This window comes from Actinoallomurus bryophytorum (genome assembly GCF_006716425.1).
Classification (GTDB): Bacteria; Actinomycetota; Actinomycetes; order Streptosporangiales; family Streptosporangiaceae; genus Actinoallomurus; species Actinoallomurus bryophytorum.
In genome coordinates, this window is record NZ_VFOZ01000002.1 from 33,023 (window position 1) to 48,737 (window position 15,715).

15 protein-coding genes are annotated in these 15,715 nt (G+C 70.6%); 8 read left to right on the top strand and 7 right to left on the bottom strand.

All coding sequences use genetic code 11. The features are described 5' to 3' along the window. The 3 genes from FB559_RS36345 to FB559_RS36355 all read left to right on the top strand — a co-directional run bounded on the left by FB559_RS36345 (position 1) and on the right by FB559_RS36355 (position 3,189). A complete protein-coding gene (locus tag FB559_RS36345) occupies positions 1-1,629 on the top strand; it encodes a FadD3 family acyl-CoA ligase (RefSeq protein ID WP_141962177.1) in 1,629 nt (542 codons plus the stop codon). After that, positions 1,626-2,480: an enoyl-CoA hydratase gene (locus FB559_RS36350; protein WP_141962178.1), complete on the top strand. Its 855-nt coding sequence runs from the start codon at positions 1,626-1,628 to the stop codon at positions 2,478-2,480. Before FB559_RS36345 ends, FB559_RS36350 begins: the two co-directional genes overlap by 4 nt. Positions 2,481-2,640: 160 nt before the next feature. Beyond that, a complete protein-coding gene (locus FB559_RS36355; protein ID WP_246122708.1) occupies positions 2,641-3,189 on the top strand; it encodes a GNAT family N-acetyltransferase in 549 nt (182 codons plus the stop codon). A 21-nt stretch (positions 3,190-3,210) separates the two neighbouring features. Here the strand turns inward: FB559_RS36355 and hsaA (FB559_RS36360) are convergent, their stop codons facing one another. Continuing rightward, the gene (hsaA, locus tag FB559_RS36360; protein ID WP_141962179.1) at positions 3,211-4,365 is read right to left on the bottom strand and encodes a 3-hydroxy-9,10-secoandrosta-1,3,5(10)-triene-9,17-dione monooxygenase oxygenase subunit; all 1,155 of its coding nucleotides are present in this window, start codon (positions 4,363-4,365) and stop codon (positions 3,211-3,213) included. A gap of 252 nt (positions 4,366-4,617) precedes the next feature. On the opposite strand from hsaA (FB559_RS36360), the gene FB559_RS36365 reads away from it, so the two are divergent. The 3 genes from FB559_RS36365 (at position 4,618) to FB559_RS36375 (ending at position 6,877) form a co-directional block, all read left to right on the top strand. Continuing rightward, entirely contained in the window at positions 4,618-5,772 is a 1,155-nt protein-coding gene (locus tag FB559_RS36365; RefSeq protein WP_141962180.1) for a 3-ketosteroid-9-alpha-monooxygenase, oxygenase component, read from the top strand. Beyond that, positions 5,769-6,110: a hypothetical protein gene (locus FB559_RS36370; protein ID WP_221640599.1), complete on the top strand. Its 342-nt coding sequence runs from the start codon at positions 5,769-5,771 to the stop codon at positions 6,108-6,110. The genes FB559_RS36365 and FB559_RS36370 overlap by 4 nt, the downstream gene beginning before the upstream one ends. Positions 6,111-6,382: 272 nt before the next feature. Continuing rightward, a complete protein-coding gene (locus FB559_RS36375) occupies positions 6,383-6,877 on the top strand; it encodes a flavin reductase family protein (RefSeq protein ID WP_141962181.1) in 495 nt (164 codons plus the stop codon). Positions 6,878-6,908: 31 nt separating this feature from the next. On the opposite strand, the gene FB559_RS36380 is transcribed toward FB559_RS36375, so the two are convergent. From FB559_RS36380 to FB559_RS36400, 5 genes are all read right to left on the bottom strand, one after another. Continuing rightward, a complete protein-coding gene (locus FB559_RS36380) occupies positions 6,909-7,685 on the bottom strand; it encodes an SDR family oxidoreductase (RefSeq protein WP_141962182.1) in 777 nt (258 codons plus the stop codon). A gap of 8 nt (positions 7,686-7,693) precedes the next feature. Next, positions 7,694-8,617 (bottom strand): VOC family protein, encoded by a 924-nt coding sequence (locus tag FB559_RS36385; protein ID WP_141962183.1) that lies wholly within the window; start codon positions 8,615-8,617, stop codon positions 7,694-7,696. Positions 8,618-8,639: 22 nt separating this feature from the next. Next, a complete protein-coding gene (locus FB559_RS36390; RefSeq protein WP_141962184.1) occupies positions 8,640-9,824 on the bottom strand; it encodes an acyl-CoA dehydrogenase family protein in 1,185 nt (394 codons plus the stop codon). Between the two features lie 27 nt (positions 9,825-9,851). Next, positions 9,852-10,814, bottom strand: a complete 963-nt coding sequence (locus tag FB559_RS36395; protein ID WP_281286344.1) for a ferredoxin--NADP reductase — start codon at positions 10,812-10,814, stop codon at positions 9,852-9,854. An 87-nt stretch (positions 10,815-10,901) separates the two neighbouring features. Continuing rightward, a complete protein-coding gene (locus FB559_RS36400; RefSeq protein WP_141962186.1) occupies positions 10,902-12,599 on the bottom strand; it encodes an FAD-binding protein in 1,698 nt (565 codons plus the stop codon). A 117-nt stretch (positions 12,600-12,716) separates the two neighbouring features. Between FB559_RS36400 and hsaA (FB559_RS36405) the strand changes: the two genes are divergently transcribed. Together hsaA (FB559_RS36405) and FB559_RS36410 are read left to right on the top strand one after the other, a co-directional pair. Then, positions 12,717-14,024, top strand: a complete 1,308-nt coding sequence (gene hsaA / locus FB559_RS36405; RefSeq protein ID WP_221640601.1) for a 3-hydroxy-9,10-secoandrosta-1,3,5(10)-triene-9,17-dione monooxygenase oxygenase subunit — start codon at positions 12,717-12,719, stop codon at positions 14,022-14,024. A gap of 29 nt (positions 14,025-14,053) precedes the next feature. Next, a complete protein-coding gene (locus FB559_RS36410; RefSeq protein ID WP_141962187.1) occupies positions 14,054-14,905 on the top strand; it encodes an IclR family transcriptional regulator in 852 nt (283 codons plus the stop codon). A gap of 10 nt (positions 14,906-14,915) precedes the next feature. Here FB559_RS36410 and FB559_RS36415 read toward each other — a convergent pair whose 3' ends face one another. After that, positions 14,916-15,665 (bottom strand): glucose 1-dehydrogenase, encoded by a 750-nt coding sequence (locus tag FB559_RS36415; protein WP_141962188.1) that lies wholly within the window; start codon positions 15,663-15,665, stop codon positions 14,916-14,918. Between the last annotated feature and the right edge of the window lie 50 nt (positions 15,666-15,715).

Genomic DNA, 15,715 nt, shown 5'->3' on the forward strand with positions numbered 1-15,715 from the left:
ATGGCGACCCCGTATCCCCGCACCCTGCCTGACGTCCTGCGTGCCACCGCGAACGCCCGTCCCGCCGCGCAGGCGCTGCTGGACGGCGAGGTCTCCCTGTCGTACGCGGAACTGCACCGTGAGGTGCAGACCACCGCCCGCGCGCTCGTCGCCCTCGGGATCGGGCCCGGCGACCGGGTCGGCATCTGGGCTCCGAACTCCTGGCAGTGGGTGGGTTCCGCCCTCGCGGTCACCTACATCGGCGCGGTGCTCGTCCCGCTGAACAGCCGCTACACCGGGCACGAGGTGGTCGACATCGCCCGGCGTACGCGGGCCAGGGCGCTGTTCGTCGCGGACGGGTTCCTCGGCCGAGGACAGCTCGGCGAGCTGCGGAAGGCCGCGGCCGGCGAAGGGGGCGGCGGGTTCCCGATCCCGGGCCTGCCCGACCTGGTGGCCGTGGTGCGGATCCCGTACCCGGGCAGCGGCGACGTGGACGACGCCCTCACCTTCCCCGAGCTCGCCGCGCTCGCCGACGGCGTACCCCTGGAGACCGTGGAGGCGCTCGCGGACGCGGTCTCCCCCGACGACGTCGCGGACATCCTGTTCACGTCGGGGACCACGGGGCGGAGCAAGGGCGCACGCTCCGCGCACCGCCAGACGGTGACGACCGCCCGCGAATGGGCCGAGCACGGCCGGGTCGGCCCGGCCGACCGGTACCTGATCGTCAATCCGTTCTTTCACAGCTTCGGGTACAAGGCCGGCATCCTGGTGTGCCTGCTGCACGGAGCGGCGATGCTCCCCCAGCCCGTGTTCGACCTTCGCCGGACGCTGCGGCTGATCCGCGACGAGCGGGTCACGCTGCTCGCGGGCGCTCCGACGATCTTCCAGGCCCTGCTCGACGCGCCCGGCCGAGCCGAGCGGGACACGGGCTCCCTGCGGCTCGCCGTGACCGGCGCGACCATCGTTCCGGTCGCCCTGGTCGAACGCATGCAGGCCGAGCTCGGCTTCGACCTCGTGCTGACCGCCTACGGGCTGACGGAGGCGGTGGTCGCCACGATGTGCCGGCCCGGTGACCCCGCCGCGCTCGTGGCCGGCAGTGTCGGGCGGGCGGTGGAGAGCTACGAGCTGCGGATCGGCAGGCCCGGCGGCAACGAACCCCAGCCTGCCGGTGTCGAGGGCGAGGTGCTGCTGCGCGGCGAGAACGTGATGCTCGGCTACCTCGACGACCCTGAGGCGACCGCGGAGACGATCGACGGGGACGGCTGGCTGCACACCGGGGACATCGGCCGGCTCGACGACCGCGGCTATCTCACCATCACCGACCGGCTCAAGGACATGTTCATCACCGGCGGCTTCAACGTCTACCCGGCGGAGATCGAGCAGGTGCTGGCCCGCCTGGACGGGGTGGTCGAGTCCGCCGCCATCGGCGTTCCCGACGAGCGGCTCGGTGAGGTGGGCATGGTGTACGTCGTCCGGCGCGCCGGCAGCGACCTCACCGAGGACGACGTGCGCGCCCACTGCGAGGAGCGACTCGCGAACTTCAAGGTGCCGCGTCAGGTGGCCTTCATCGACGAACTGCCACGGAACCTGTCCGGCAAGGTCCTCAAGCGCGGCCTCCGGCAGGCCACACCCCGTAAGGAGCAGGTATGACCGATCCTGAGCAGCAGGTGGTCACCTACGAACGGCGCGGTCCGGTCGCGGTGGTGACCATGAACCGGCCGGAGTACGGCAACGCCCAGAACTCCAAGATGACCTATGCCCTGGACGCGGCCTTCACCCGTGCCGTCGACGACGGCGAGGTCAAGGTGATCGTCCTGGCCGGCAGCGGCAAGCACTTCAGCGGCGGCCACGACATCGGCACCCCGGGCCGCGACATCGACCAGTCCTTCGAGCGCAAGGCGGTGATCCACTGGGACCACGTCGACAAGCAGGGAGTCGAGTCCCGGTTCGCGCGCGAGTCAGAGGTCTACCTCGGCATGTGCCGCCGCTGGCGTGAGATCCCCAAGCCGATGATCGCGATGGTCCAGGGCGCCTGCATCGCGGGCGGGCTCATGCTGGCCTGGTCGTGCGACTTCATCGTCGCCTCCGACGACGCGTTCTTCTCCGACCCGGTGGTGCGCATGGGCATCCCCGGCGTGGAGTACTTCGCGCACCCGTGGGTGATGAACCCCCGTGCCGCCAAGGAGTTCCTCTTCACCGGCGACCGCTTCGGCGCGGAGCGGGCCCGCGAGCTCGGCATGGTCAACCAGGTCGTGCCGCGCGGCGACCTCGAGACCACGGTCATGGGCATCGCGGAGCGGATCAGCGCCATGCCGCGGCTCGGCCTGGCACTCACCAAGAAGGCGGTCAACCAGGCCGAGGACCTGATGGGGATGCGCAGCGGCATGGACTCGGTCTTCGGCCTGCACCACGCGGCCCACGCGCACAACGCCGAGACCGGCCCGGACTCCCTCGCCGGCCTGGACGCCAGAAGCATGGCCGACAAGAACGGCCGGTCCTAGAGCGGTTCCGGCGGGCGCGCCGTGGCGGGGCAGCCCGGTGAGGCCGGCGTGGAGCGGGTTGGCCAGGGGATTCCGCGGATCGCCGTCCGTCCCGAGGAACAGGTGCCCGAGTGACTGTGATCACATGGGGACACGCCCTGACAGGCCCTAACGTTGGTCCGTGTCCGAGATCAAGTCGCGGGTCGAACTGCGCCCGCTAACCCTCGCCGACCAGGACGAGTTCTGCTCGCTCGTGCAGGCCAGCGCCGAGCTGTACGGGCCATATATGCAGCTCCCCGCGACCGCCGAGAAGTTCAAGACCTGGATGCGCCGCTTCGACGACGGCACCAACCTGGGCTTTCTGGTCCGTGTCCTGGACACCGGCGCCGCCGCCGGCACGATCAACATCAACTCGATCATCCGTGGCCGCTACCAGGGCGCCTCCCTCGGCTATGCCGCCTTCGCGCCGTCCGCGGGACAGGGGTACATGACCGAAGGGCTCACCGCGATCCTGCGGCACGCCTTCGACGACCTCAGGCTCCACCGGCTGGAGGCCAACATCCAGTCGGCGAACAAGGCGTCGCTGGCGTTGGTCCGGCGTCTGGGCTTCCGCCAGGAAGGGCTTTCGCCCGCCTACCTCTACATCAACGGCGTCTGGTGCGACCACGAACGCTGGGCCATCACCGCACCGGACCCCTGGACGCCCGATCCCTCTCTTCCCGAGGTCTGAGCCGACGCCACGGGAACACGCCTAGACGAGGTTGTCCTCGACCGCGAGACCGAACTCTCCACGGCCGTACATGGCCAGGGCACGCTCGACGTCGTTCGCGACGTGGACGCTGCCCGCGTGGGCGTCACGCCAGGCACGCTCGATCGGGTTGCCGCGCTTCAGGGAGTTGCCTCCCGCGGTCTTGAACAGGATGTCGATGGCCGCGAGGGCACGCTCGGTCCCCCGGACCTGGTCCCGGCGGGCGCGCAGCCGCAGCTCCATCGGGATCTCCTCGTCCCCGGCGGCGTGGTCATGGATCTCGGCCACGTTCCGGTTCATCTGCAGGATCGCCGCGTCGATCTCGGAGGCGGCACGTGCCACGGCGACGTGGGCGAACCGGTCCTCGGAGAAGCGGCCGCCGCCGAGGCTGAGCCGGATCCGGTCGCGCATCGCGGAGATGTACGCGTCGTAGCAGCCGGCGACCGCCCCGATCACGGGTGCCGTGACGGCCGAGGTGAAGATCGAGGCGAACGGCATCCGGTACAGCGGCCCGGTGTTGACCTTCTGGCCGGGTCCCCGCAGGTGTGCCTGCTCGTCATTGCGGAGGGTGCGGTGGTACGGGACGAACGCCCGGTCGACGACGATGTCGTCACTGGCGGTGCCGCGCAGCCCGATGACGTCCCACACCTCCTTGATCGCGTAGTCCGCCGCGGGCACGAGCAGCGTGACGAAGTCCCCCGTCCCGGCCACCAGGCCACCCAGCAGGGCCCACGACGCGTGCCCGCAGCCGGACGAGAAGCTCCAGTGGCCGGTCAGCTCGTACCCTCCGTCGACCACCTCCAGCCGGCCGGCCGGCGCGTAGGAGGACGAGACCAGCGTGCCGGGGTCCTCGCCCCAGACCTCCTGCTGGGCCCGCTCGTCGAAGAGCGCGATCTGCCACGGGTGTACGCCGAGCACCGAGGCGACCCATCCCGTCGAACCGCAGACCCCGGAGATCGCCCGGACGACCTCGTAGAAGTGCACCGGATGGCTCTCCCCGCCGCCGAAACGCTCCGGTTGCAGCATCCGCAGCACGCCCGCCGCCTTGAGCTCCTCCATGGTCTCCTCGGAGACGGCGCCCTTCGCGTCCGTCGCCTCCGCACGCCCGGCGATGCCGGGAAGCATCGGGCGCACGCGCTCCAGGACCTCGTTGGTCATGATCTCCGCTCCGTGAAACGTCCGGGAAGTGTCGGCATCCGATGGTGCTTTCGAACCGGGTCGCGTGGCTGAGATGGTCCCGGCCAGTGGGACCCGCGACCGCCTCCGGTCGTCGCGCCCGTAGCGTGCGAATGGCCCGGGACCGCGCCCAAAGGACGGACACATGACCACGAGCGTGAGCACCGCAGCGAGCGGAGCGGCCGGCCGAGGAACGAGGCCGTCCGCGGAGCGAGTGAGGAGCGGGAGCGAGCAGTGAGCACAGCCCCCGAGAGCGGAGTCCGCGCGATCGAGGCCGTGGCGGCGCCGACACGTTTCGCCCGTGGATGGCACTGCCTTGGCCTGGCCGAGAAGTTCCGCGACGGAAAGCCGCACTCCATCCAGGCGTTCGGACAGAAGCTCGTGATCTTCCAGGGCGGCGACGGGAAGCTCAACGTCCTGGACGCGTACTGCCGTCACATGGGCGGCGACCTGTCCCAGGGCTCCATCAAGGGCAACGAGATCGCCTGCCCGTTCCACGACTGGCGCTGGGGCGGCGACGGGCGGTGCAAGCAGATCCCGTACGCGCGCCGGGTCCCGCTGAGGGCGCGCACCTCGGCCTGGCCCACCCTCGACCAGGACGGCATGCTGTTCGTCTGGAACGACCCTGAGGGGAACCCTCCACGCGAGGAGGAGGCGCTGCCGAGGATCGAGGGCGCGCTGGACGACGAGTGGACCGACTGGCTCTGGTACGAGACCCTCGTCGAGACGAATGTGCGCGAGGTGGTCGACAACAACGCCGACATGGCGCACTTCTTCTACGTGCACCTCAGCTTCCCGACGTACTTCAAGAACATCTTCGAGGGCCATGTCGCGGCCCAGTACATGAACGGGAAGGCACGGGAGGACGCACGCCCCCGCCTTCCCGAGGGCAGCCCGACGATGCTCGGCAACACGTCGGTGGCCGCCTACTACGGCCCGTCGTTCATGATCGACGAGTTGACGTACAACTACGACACCATGGACGTGCGTACGACGCTGATCAACTGCCACTACCCGATCGACGAGAACTCCTTCGTGCTGCAGTACGGCATCATCGTGAAGAAGCAGGACGGCCTCGACGAGAAGGCCGCCATGGAGGTCGCGGGCACCCAGGCGTCCTACGTCAAGAAGGGCTTCGAGCAGGACGTCCAGATCTGGAAGAACAAGGCCCGCATCGACAACCCGCTGCTGTGCGAGGAGGACGGCCCGGTCTACCAGCTGCGGCGGTGGTACGAGCAGTTCTACGTCGACGTCGCCGACATCGAGCCCGAGATGGTCGAACGCTTCGAGTACGAGCTCGACACCACCAAGCCGAACGAGATGTGGGAGAAGCAGGTGCAGGACAACCTCGCCGCGAAGGCGGCCAGGCGCAGGGCACCGGTCGCGTGATCCACACCGACAACCGGCTCGCCGACCTGCCGATGACCCCGGTGGAGTGCCAGCGGTGTCATGCCACGGTTCAGGTCCGCAAGTCCAGCTGGCAGCAGACCAGCGTCCAGTGGGACGAGGCGGGCGCCCGTACGTGCCCGGAGCGGCGCCCGTCCCTGATCGCCGGGGGCATCCGCGAGGCGGACTTCTTCACCTGCGCCGGACTGCGCGAGTCGATCGCCCAGGCGGCCATGTCGGGGACGATCCCCATGGCCGAGGAGACGTTCGAGGACTCGGCGCCACGCGACGGCCGCGGCCCGGCAGGCGCGGCGGCCGAAGAGGCCGCCGTCTCCCAGTGAGTCACCGCCGGCCGCGCACGCCGATCCCGCCCAGCGAGATCCCGCCCCGGGGCGGAGCGGGCGTCCTGCTCCGCCCGGAGAAGGGTTTCGCTGGGCGGGATGAGATCGGTCCGCCCGTGGCCGTGCGCCTACCGTGCTCACAGGAGAGTTGCACAGGAGAGTTGCTCCGTGGACGACGACGGTGACCGAGGTGCGGGATGGACGTCACGACGACTTCACCGAAAGCGGATGCCGGTCATCCGGGACCCTCCCCCCAGGAGATGCGCCGCGCCATGGGCACCTTCGCCAGCGGCGTCACCATCGTCACCGGCCTGGACGACGGCGAACCCGTCGGCTTCGCCTGCCAGTCGTTCGCGAGCGTGTCCCTCGAACCACCCCTCGTCCTCTTCTGCGCCGACCACCGGGGCCGTACGTGGCCGCGGATCCGCGAGTCGGGCCGGTTCACCGTCAGTGTCCTGGCGGAGCGGCAGGACGAGGTCTGTGCCCGGTTCGGATCCGGTACCGGCCGCAAGTTCGACGGGCTCACCTGGCACGAGTCGCCGTGGGGTACGCCGGTCATCGACGGTGTCCTGCTCCGCGTGCACTGCGCCGTCCACCAGGTGCACGTCGCCGGCGACCACGACGTGGTGATCGGCAGGGTCCTCGCCATCGACGTGCCCGACGATGACGACCGTCCGATGATCTTCTTCCGTGGCAGGTTCGGGATCGGGACCGACGAGCCCGTCCCGGCGCCCCAGCTGTGGGGCTGGGGCGACCACTGGGGCTGACCTCGCGTCTCAGGACCGAGGGCTCCCGGTGTCAGAAGGCGTCCTCTCCGCGAAGGGTCGCGTCCGCGCCGCCGTCGACGAAGACCACCTGTCCGGTCACATGGGTGTTCTCCGGGCCGACCAGCCAGATCAGCGTGTGCGCGACCGCCTCCGGCGGAGCGTGCCCGTTCAGCGGCATCGGTACGGCCCGATCCGCCAACTCCCGGCCCTCCTCCGTAGCGAGAAGGGATTCGGTCATCGGGGTGACGACGACGCCGGGAGCGACGGCGTTCAGGGGGATCCCCGTACCGGCCCAGCCGGGGGTGAGGCACGTACGGCGTACCCACCGGGCCAGGGCCAGCTTCGAGGACCCGTAGAGCCGGTACCCGTGCCCGTCGGCGGACACCTTGGCGGCGAGCGCCACGGCCCGTTCCTCGTCCCATTCGGCACAGGCCGCGACCACCGCCGCGTCGGTCACCTGGATCGAGGCGATCGAGGAGATCACCGCGGCGCGCGGCAGGTCCGCACGTGCGAGGGCGGGCCTCAGCGCGTCGAGCAGGTCGACCACGCCGAAGTAGTTGACCGTGATGGTCGCCTCCGTCGGCGCCGCCGTTCCCGCGCAGGCCACGACCGCGTCCACGACACCGCCGGTCCGCCGCAGCACGGCGTCGGCCGCGGCGCGCCTGCCCTCGGGCGCGGACAGGTCCGCCACCACCTCGACGTCGTGCAGGTCGACGCCGATGACCTCGTCACCTCGCCGGCGGAGCAACCCGGCAACCGACGAACCGATGCCGGACGCCGCTCCCGTCACGACCACCTTACGGCCCATCGCCGTGGTCACTTACGGCGCGGCACGAAGGCCGCCAGCGGCTCCGAGCCCGACCAGTCGTGTCCCCAGTAGGAGTCGGAGCTGATCTCCTCCGCCGTGTAGGAGGACTCGTCCACGAGCATCCCGTCGGTGCCGTACTCGATGTCCCATCCGCCGGGGGCGCGCACGTAGAAGGAGACCATCTTGTCGTTCGTGTGCCGCCCGAGCGTCGAGGAGAGGGAGAAGCCGGCCTTCCCGATCCGGTCCAGGGCGCGGCCCACGGCGTCGAGGGAGTCGACCTCCACCATCATGTGGATCAGGCCGGGCTCGCCGTCGTGCGGCGCCGGGCAGATCGCCAGGCTGTGGTGGCGCTGGTTGATGCCCATGAACCGGATCCGCGCCGCCGAGCCGTCCTCCGCGACCGGCCCCACCTTCATGGCGCCGCGCGGGAGGAAGCCCAGCACCTCCGTGTAGAACTTCACGGTCTCCTCGGGCGCGGTGGTCGGCAGCACCACGTGCCCCAGACCCTGCGCGCCGGTGACGAACCGCTGGCCCAGGGAGCCGAGGACCGGAGAGTGGTCGAGCAGCGGGCCGAAGAAGACCTCGAGGGGCACCCCGGCGGGGTCGAGGAAGGTGATCGCCTGCTCGATCCGGCGCTCGGCGCACTCGGCGGCGGACAGCGCCTTGACCGCGCCGCCGGCGGCCTCCACGGCGGCGCCGACGGCGGCCAGGGCGAACTGGTCGCGTACCTCCCAGCCCACCGCCAGCACGTGATCGGTCTCGCCGGGCAGCACGATCACCCGCGCGGACCGCTCGTCCATCCGCAGGTACAGCCCGCCGGGCACCGGCCCGGTGCCCTCGGCGAAGCCCAGCGCGCCGACGGTCAGCTCACGCCACCGCCCGATGTCGGCCGTCTGCACCCTGAGGTAGCCGAGTCCACGAAGTTCGCTCATTGCATCGCTCTTTCCGTAGGGGTCAGATCATCGAGCGCATCGGGCCGGGCGGCGGCTCGACGTCGAGGTTGGTCAGCGCCGACGTGTGGAAGACCGGGCCGGGGACGTGGATCGCGTGCACCAGGCCCATGTGCGCGTCGCGCCAGAACCGCTGGATCGGGTTGCTCATCCGCATCCCGTTGCCGCCGGACCGGGCGACGATCTCGTCCACCGCCCGCACCGCGCGCCAGGCCGCCTGGACCTGGACCCGGCGGCCCATCGCCCGCTCCTCGAACGTCGAGGCCGTCCCGGCCTCCGCCTGGTCGTAGAACCGGCAGATGTTCTCGATCAGCGCGGTACGCGAGGCCGCGATCTCGGCGGCCGCCTCGCTGATGGCGTAGAGCACGTAGGGGTCGTCCTTGATCTTCGTGCCGGTGATCTGCACCCGGGTCTTCTGGTAGGCGAGGTGGTGGGCCAGCGCCCCCTCGGCGATGCCGATCACGGCCGAGGTGATGCCGAGCGGGAACGCCTGGGAGAACGGCACGTGGTACAGCGTGTTGGTCAGGCCCGCGTCCCGCGCCGCGGATCCGTCAGAGACCTTGGCGAACGGCAGCACCCGGTAGTCCGGCACGAAGGCGTCCTTGACGATGACGTCCTTGCTGCCCGTCCCCTTCAGCCCGACGACGTCCCACGAGTCGTCGACGATCTCGTAGTCCGCACGGGGCAGGATCACGTGGAACTGCACGGGCGGCCTGGCCATCTTGCCGTCCGCGTCGCCGAGCATCCCGCCGAGGAAGATCCAGTCGCAGTGGTCCGTCCCGGAGGAGAACTGCCAGTGCCCGGTGAAGACGTACCCGCCGTCGACGGGACGCAGTATCCCCATGGGCGCGTACGGCGAGGCCATCCAGGTGTCCGGGTCCTCGCCCCAGACCTCGTCCCGCACGCGCGGGTCGGCCATCGCCAGCTCCCACGGATGCACCCCGACGACGCCGGCCACCCAGCCGGTGGAGCCGTCCAGGCCGGCGATCTTCATGACGGTCTCGGCGAACTCCCGTGGATGCACCTCCAGGCCGCCGTGCGTCTTCGGCTGCAGCATCCGGATGACCCCGGCCTCACGCATGACCTTGGCGGCCTGGTCGTCGAGCCGGCCGAGCTCTTCGTTGACCGGTCCCAGCGCTGCGATCCGCTCCGCCGACTCCATCACGGTGTCGAGTACGTGGTTGCTCATGTTCGCCTGTCCGTCTCTACTGGGCCTCTACTGGTCATAGGTCACCCGGACCCGCTCGCTGCGTGGCATCGACTGGCAGGCCAGGACGATGCCGTCAGCGATGTCGTCTTTGTCCAGCACCTCGTTGTGCGCCATCTCGACCTCGCCCTCGAGCAGGACGCACGCGCACGCGCTGCACTTGCCCTCGCGGCAGGAGAACGGCGCGTCCAGACCGGCGTCGAGCAGGACGTCGAGCAGCTTGTTCCCCTCCGGCCAGGCCAGGGTGGTCGTCTCGCCGTCCAGCTCGACCTCGACGGTCCCCGCCTCGCCGCCGGCCTCCAGCACGACGGCCGAGTCCGCGAACGGGTCGTCGGCCAATGACAGGAACCTCTCGCAGCGCACGCGGCCGTCCGGTACGCCGAGCGCCGCGACGCCGCCGGTGACGGCGTCCATGAACGGTGTCGGCCCGCAGACGAAGACGTCCCGCCCGGTGTACGGACGGGCCAGCTCCGTCAGCGTCTCCGCGCGCGGGATTCCCTGCACGGACTCCAGCAGGTGGACGACGTGCAGCCGGCGCGGGTACTGCTTCTCCAGGGCGAGGAGCTCGTCGCGGAAGATCACCGACTGCTCGTCGCGGTTGGCGTACACCAGCGTGACGTGCCCCCTGCCGGCGTGCAGGGCGGACTTGAGGATCGACATCAGCGGCGTGATCCCGCTGCCGCCGGCGAAGAGCAGGAAGTCGGCGTCCAGCGTGCGCGGCGTGAACGTGCCCGAGGGCCGGAGCGCCTCGATCTCATCGCCCTCGCTCAGGTGGTCGCAGATCCAGTTCGAGCCGTAGCCGTCCGCGGTCCGCTTCACCGTGACCTTGAGCCGCTCGCCGATGAGCGGGGAGCTCGACAGCGAGTAGCAGCGGGCCGCGCCGCTCTCACGTTCGGTGGGGATGTTGAAGGTGAGGAACTGGCCGGGCCGGTACGTGAAGTGCCCGGCGTCGGCCGCGGCCGGCTCGAGCACGATCGAGCAGGCGTCCGGGGTCTCGCGTACGACCTCGACGACCTGGAGGCGGTAAGAGCGCTGTCGAATCGTGGCCTCCCGGCGTACCTAGGCGGTCGGCCCGGCGGCGCCGACGCTCCCGGCCGGCGCCCCTGCCCGCTGGGCGACGTGCCGGGCCGCGATGTAGCCGAACACGATGGAGGGGCCGATCGTGCCGCCGGGCCCCGGGTACTCGTTGCCCATGACCGAGGCGGAGGTGTTGCCGGTCGCGTACAGACCCTCGATGACCGAGCCGTCCGCGCGCAGCACGCGAGAGTTCTCGTCGCACACCAGGCCGCCCTTGGTGCCCAGGTCTCCGGCCTCCACCCGGATCGCGTAGAACGGGCCCTCCTCGATCACGTCCAGCGTGGGGTTCGGCAGGGTCGGGTCACCGTAGTAGCGGTCGTAGGCGCTCTCGCCGCGGCCGAAGTCGGTGTCCTTCCCCGCGCGGGCGAACCCGTTGAAACGCTCGACGGTCGCCGTCAGCGCGCCGGCGGGCACCCCGATGCCGTCGGCGAGCTCGGCGAGCGTACCGGCCTTGTGTATCGTGCCCGCGTCGTAGAAGGACTTGGAGAACTCGGCTCCCGGCAGCACCTGGGCGAAGGGGTAGCGCGCACGTGCCTTGGCGTCCATCACGAACCAGACCGGGACGTGCCCGCCCGCGAGCTGGTCGTGCACGAAGTTGACATAGGGCGCCGCCTCGTTCGTGAACCGCTCCCCGGTCCGGCCCGAGACGATCACCGACCGCGGGATCGAACGCTCCGACACCAGCGGGATCATGGCTCCCACGGGATGCCGTACCGACGGCATCCACCACGCGTCGTCCATGAGGTCGGTCGCCGCACCCGCCGCACGGCCGGCCGTGATCCCCTGGCCGGTGTTCTCCGGCGCGCCGCCGCTGTTGTCGGCCTGGCCGCCCTCGGGCAGGTACCGCCCGCGCATCTCGGCGTTGTGGTCGAACCCGCCGGTCGCGAGCAGCACGCCGCGGCGTGCGCCGATCCGCACCGGGTGGCCGTCCCGTTCGGCCACGACGCCGCCGACCACGCCCTTCTCGTCGACGACGAGCTCGGTCATGGGCGTCTCCAGCCACAGCGGGACACCCGCGTCCTTCAGGGCCAGCCGCAGCCGCGCGACGAGCGCGCGCCCGGTCGTCGCCATGTGCCGGCGCCGTACGAGGTTCGAGGAGACCCGCCACGCCGCGACGACCGTGGCCCATCGGCCGCGCCAGGTGCGCTTCGCCATCGCCAGGTCGTGGTAGTCCTTGGCCGTCACCCACAGGCCCAGCGGGCCGGCCATGCCGTTCGGCCGGAGGAACCTCTCGTCCTCCCCCAGCTTGCGGGTGTCGAAGGGCCTGGCCTCGATCGAACGCCCCTGGGCGCTTCCCCCCTCGACCTCGGGGTGGTAGTCGGCGTAGCCCCTCACCCAGAAGAACCTCATCCACGGGCTCTTCTCGAGGAACTCCATGACCGCGGGGCCGTTGTCGACGAACGCGTCGATCCGCGCGGCCGGAACCCTGCCTTCGGTGAGCAGCCGCAGATAGGTGCGGATCGTGTCCGGGTCGTCGTCCAGTCCCCGGCGCCGCAGGGTCGGGTTGCCGGGCACCCAGACGCCGCCGCCCGAGATCCCGGTCGTGCCGCCGAACTTCCGGCCCTTCTCGATGACCAGGGTGCCGAGTCCCAGGTCCGCGGCCGTCAGGGCGGCGACCATGCCACCACCGCCGCTGCCCACGACAAGGAAGTCGACCTCGTGATCCCACTGTTCAGTCAAGGGCCCTCCTGCGTCGGAGGTGTGACCAGGACGCTGTGCCTTCCGATTCGCTCGCTCCGCTCGCTCATGGTGCTGCCACGTAACCACCGCAGGTGCGGGGCGGAGGCGGGCATCCCGATGAGCGAGACCCTGGGCGACGTGCGGGGCGTGCCGGTGGCGATCGGCCGCGTCGACGTGTCCACCAGGCGGGACTACGCTGAGGCTCCCCGCCCGAGGGGCGGAGGTGCCCCCGACCAACCAGAGGACTGCAGAGTGGCCGGCGACGTTCTCGAGTCCGTTCGTGAGCTGCTGCCCGTCATCCGTGAGCGTGCGACCCGTACGGAGGCGGAGCGCGCGATCCCGGAGGAGACGGTGGCCGCGCTCGTCGAGGCCGGCTTCTTCGCCATGTTCCGGCCGGCGCGCAACGGCGGGAGCGAGAGCGACCCGCTCGACTTCTTCACGGCCGTACGCCTGCTCGCCTCCGCGTGCCCGTCGACCGGCTGGGTCGCCTCCCTGCTCGGCATCACGCCGTGGCACGTGGCGCTGCTCGAACCCCAGGCCTGCGACGACGTCTGGGGCACCGACCAGAACGCCCTGGTGACCTCCTCGTACGCGCCGACGGGCCGGCTGGTCCCGGCCGACGGCGGCTACCGGTTGAGCGGTGCGTGGCGCTCCGCGCCGGGCGCCGCGCACTGCGAGTGGATCGTGCTCGGGACCCTGATGATCGGCCCGAGCGGCGATCCCGTCGACTACACGGCGGCCGTGGTGCCACGGTCGGACTACACGCTCAAGGACGGCTGGAACGTCGTCGGGCTTCGTGGCGCCGGCGGCAAGGACGTCCTCGTCAGGGACGTGTTCGTGCCGTCTCACCGGATCTTCGGGGCCGCGGGCCGCCGGCGCCTCTCCAAGGTCCAGCGTGGCCCCGACGCCACGGCGCTCTACCGGGTGCCGTTCGCCTCCATCCACAGCACGGCGCTCACCGCCCCGCTGCTGGGCGCGGCCGAGGGCGCCTACGACTACCACCTGAAGCGGATGCGACGGCGGAGCAAGCTCAGCCACGGCGGCCGTACCTGGTCCGGAGACGGCTTCGCGCCCGTCGCGGTGGCGCGCGGAGCGGGGGAGATCGACGCGTCCATCCTCCAGCTGGACCGTAACCTGCGTGAGCTCATGCAACACGCGCTCCGCAACGAACGGATCCCGGTCGAGCTTCGGCTGCGCACACGGCGGGACCAGGTCCGCGGCACGGAGCGGGCGGTCGAGGCGGTCGACCTGCTGCTCAAGGCCGCCGGTGGTCACGGGGTACAGAACGACAACCCGATCGAGCGCGCCTGGCGCGACGTGCACACCGGGGCGGCACATGTGGTCAACGACGTCGAAGAGGGAATGTCCCTGTACGGCCGCTGGGCCTATGGTCTCGGCGTCGACGACAGCCTGATCCTGGTCTGAGGGCTCACGTTGAGTGGAGGTGCACCCGGATGACGCAGGAGAGTTCGGGAGGGGCCGGTGCCCCGCCGTCGATGATCGAGCGGATGACGCTGATCATGGAGGCGTTCGGCGACCGCGCCGCGCGGCTGCGCCTGGACGAGATCGCCGCCTACACCGGGCTGCCCCGGTCGACCTCGCACCGGATCCTCGAACAGCTCGTACGCCTGGGCTGGCTGCGGCACACCCAGGACGGCTACGCGCTGGGGCAGCGCGCGCTTCAGCTCGGGGGCTCGGTGAGCAACCACGGGGAGATCCGGGCGGCCGCGGTCCCCCTGCTCGAGGAGCTCCACGCCAGGACCGGCAAGGTCGTCCATCTGGGGATCCTGGACTTCGCCGACGTGGTCTACCTCGACAAGATCGGTGGTCCGGCCGCGCCGGCACTGCCCTCACGGGTCGGCGGGCGCGCCCCCGCCCATGCCGTCAGCCTGGGCAAGGCGATGCTCGCCTGGCTGCCGCCCGAGGAGGCCGACACCCTCTTCGACGGAGGTATGAAGGCCCGTACCCACAACACGATCACCAACCTGGTGGTGATGCACCAGGAGCTGCGGCGCATCCGTGCCCGGCACGGCCTGGCCTTCGAGCGCGACGAGTACGTGCTGGGGATCTCGTGCGTCGGGGCGGCGGTCCGCGGGCCGGAGGGCGTCGTCGCCGGGATCTCGCTGTGCGGGGAGAGCAACACCGACCCGCTCGAACGCTACGCGCCGCTGGTGCTCGACGTCGCCAACCGCATCTCCCTCCGGCTGTTCCCGGAGACGTCGCCCGACGACATGCCCTCGACGGTGTGGTCGGACGGGATGATGGAACGCATCCTCAGCCTGCTCGACAACGACACCTTGATGTAGCCGCCCGGACTCAGATGCCGGTCCCGGCCGTCATCCCTCCGTCGATCACGAACTCGGACCCGGTGCAGTAGCTCGAATCGTCGCTGGCGAGGAAGAGCACCATGTTGCTGATCTCCTGCGGCCGGGCGAACCGCCGGATGGGCTGGCGCGACATCGGCCCGCGGGTGTATTCGGTGATGTCCTCGGGCGCCACCCCCACCAGGGGTGTCGCCACACCCCCGGGATGCACGGAGTTCACCCGGATCCTCCGCGGCCCGAGTTCAAGGGCGGCGGACTTGGTCAACCCGCGGATCCCGAACTTGCTGGCGCTGTACCCGGTCATGCCGGCGCCGCCGAACAGTCCGTTGACCGAGGAGATGTTGATGATCGAGCCGCCCTCGTTCATCACCTGGCTCGCGTGTTTGATCCCGAGCCACTGGGAGACGAGGTTGACCTCCAGGAATCTCCGGAAGTCCTCCACGGTCATGTCGGCGACGGGCTGGAACGCGAGGATGCCGGCGTTGTTGACCAGGATGTCGAGCCCGCCGAACGTCGACGTCGTGCGCTCGAGGATCGTGGCCCAGCCCGCCTCCGTGGTCACGTCGTGCGGGACGAAGCGGCAGTCGTCGCCGAGCTCCTTGGCCAGCGTCCCGCCCTCGTCCTCCAGGATGTCGCCGAAGACGACCTTCGCGCCTTCGGCGAGGAACGTCCGCACGTGGGAGGCCCCCATACCCCGGGCCCCGCCCGTGATCAGGGCGACCTTTCCGTCGAGCTTTCCCATAGCGTCACATCACCTCGGGCTTGAGCGGCTGAACGTCGGGATCGAACGGG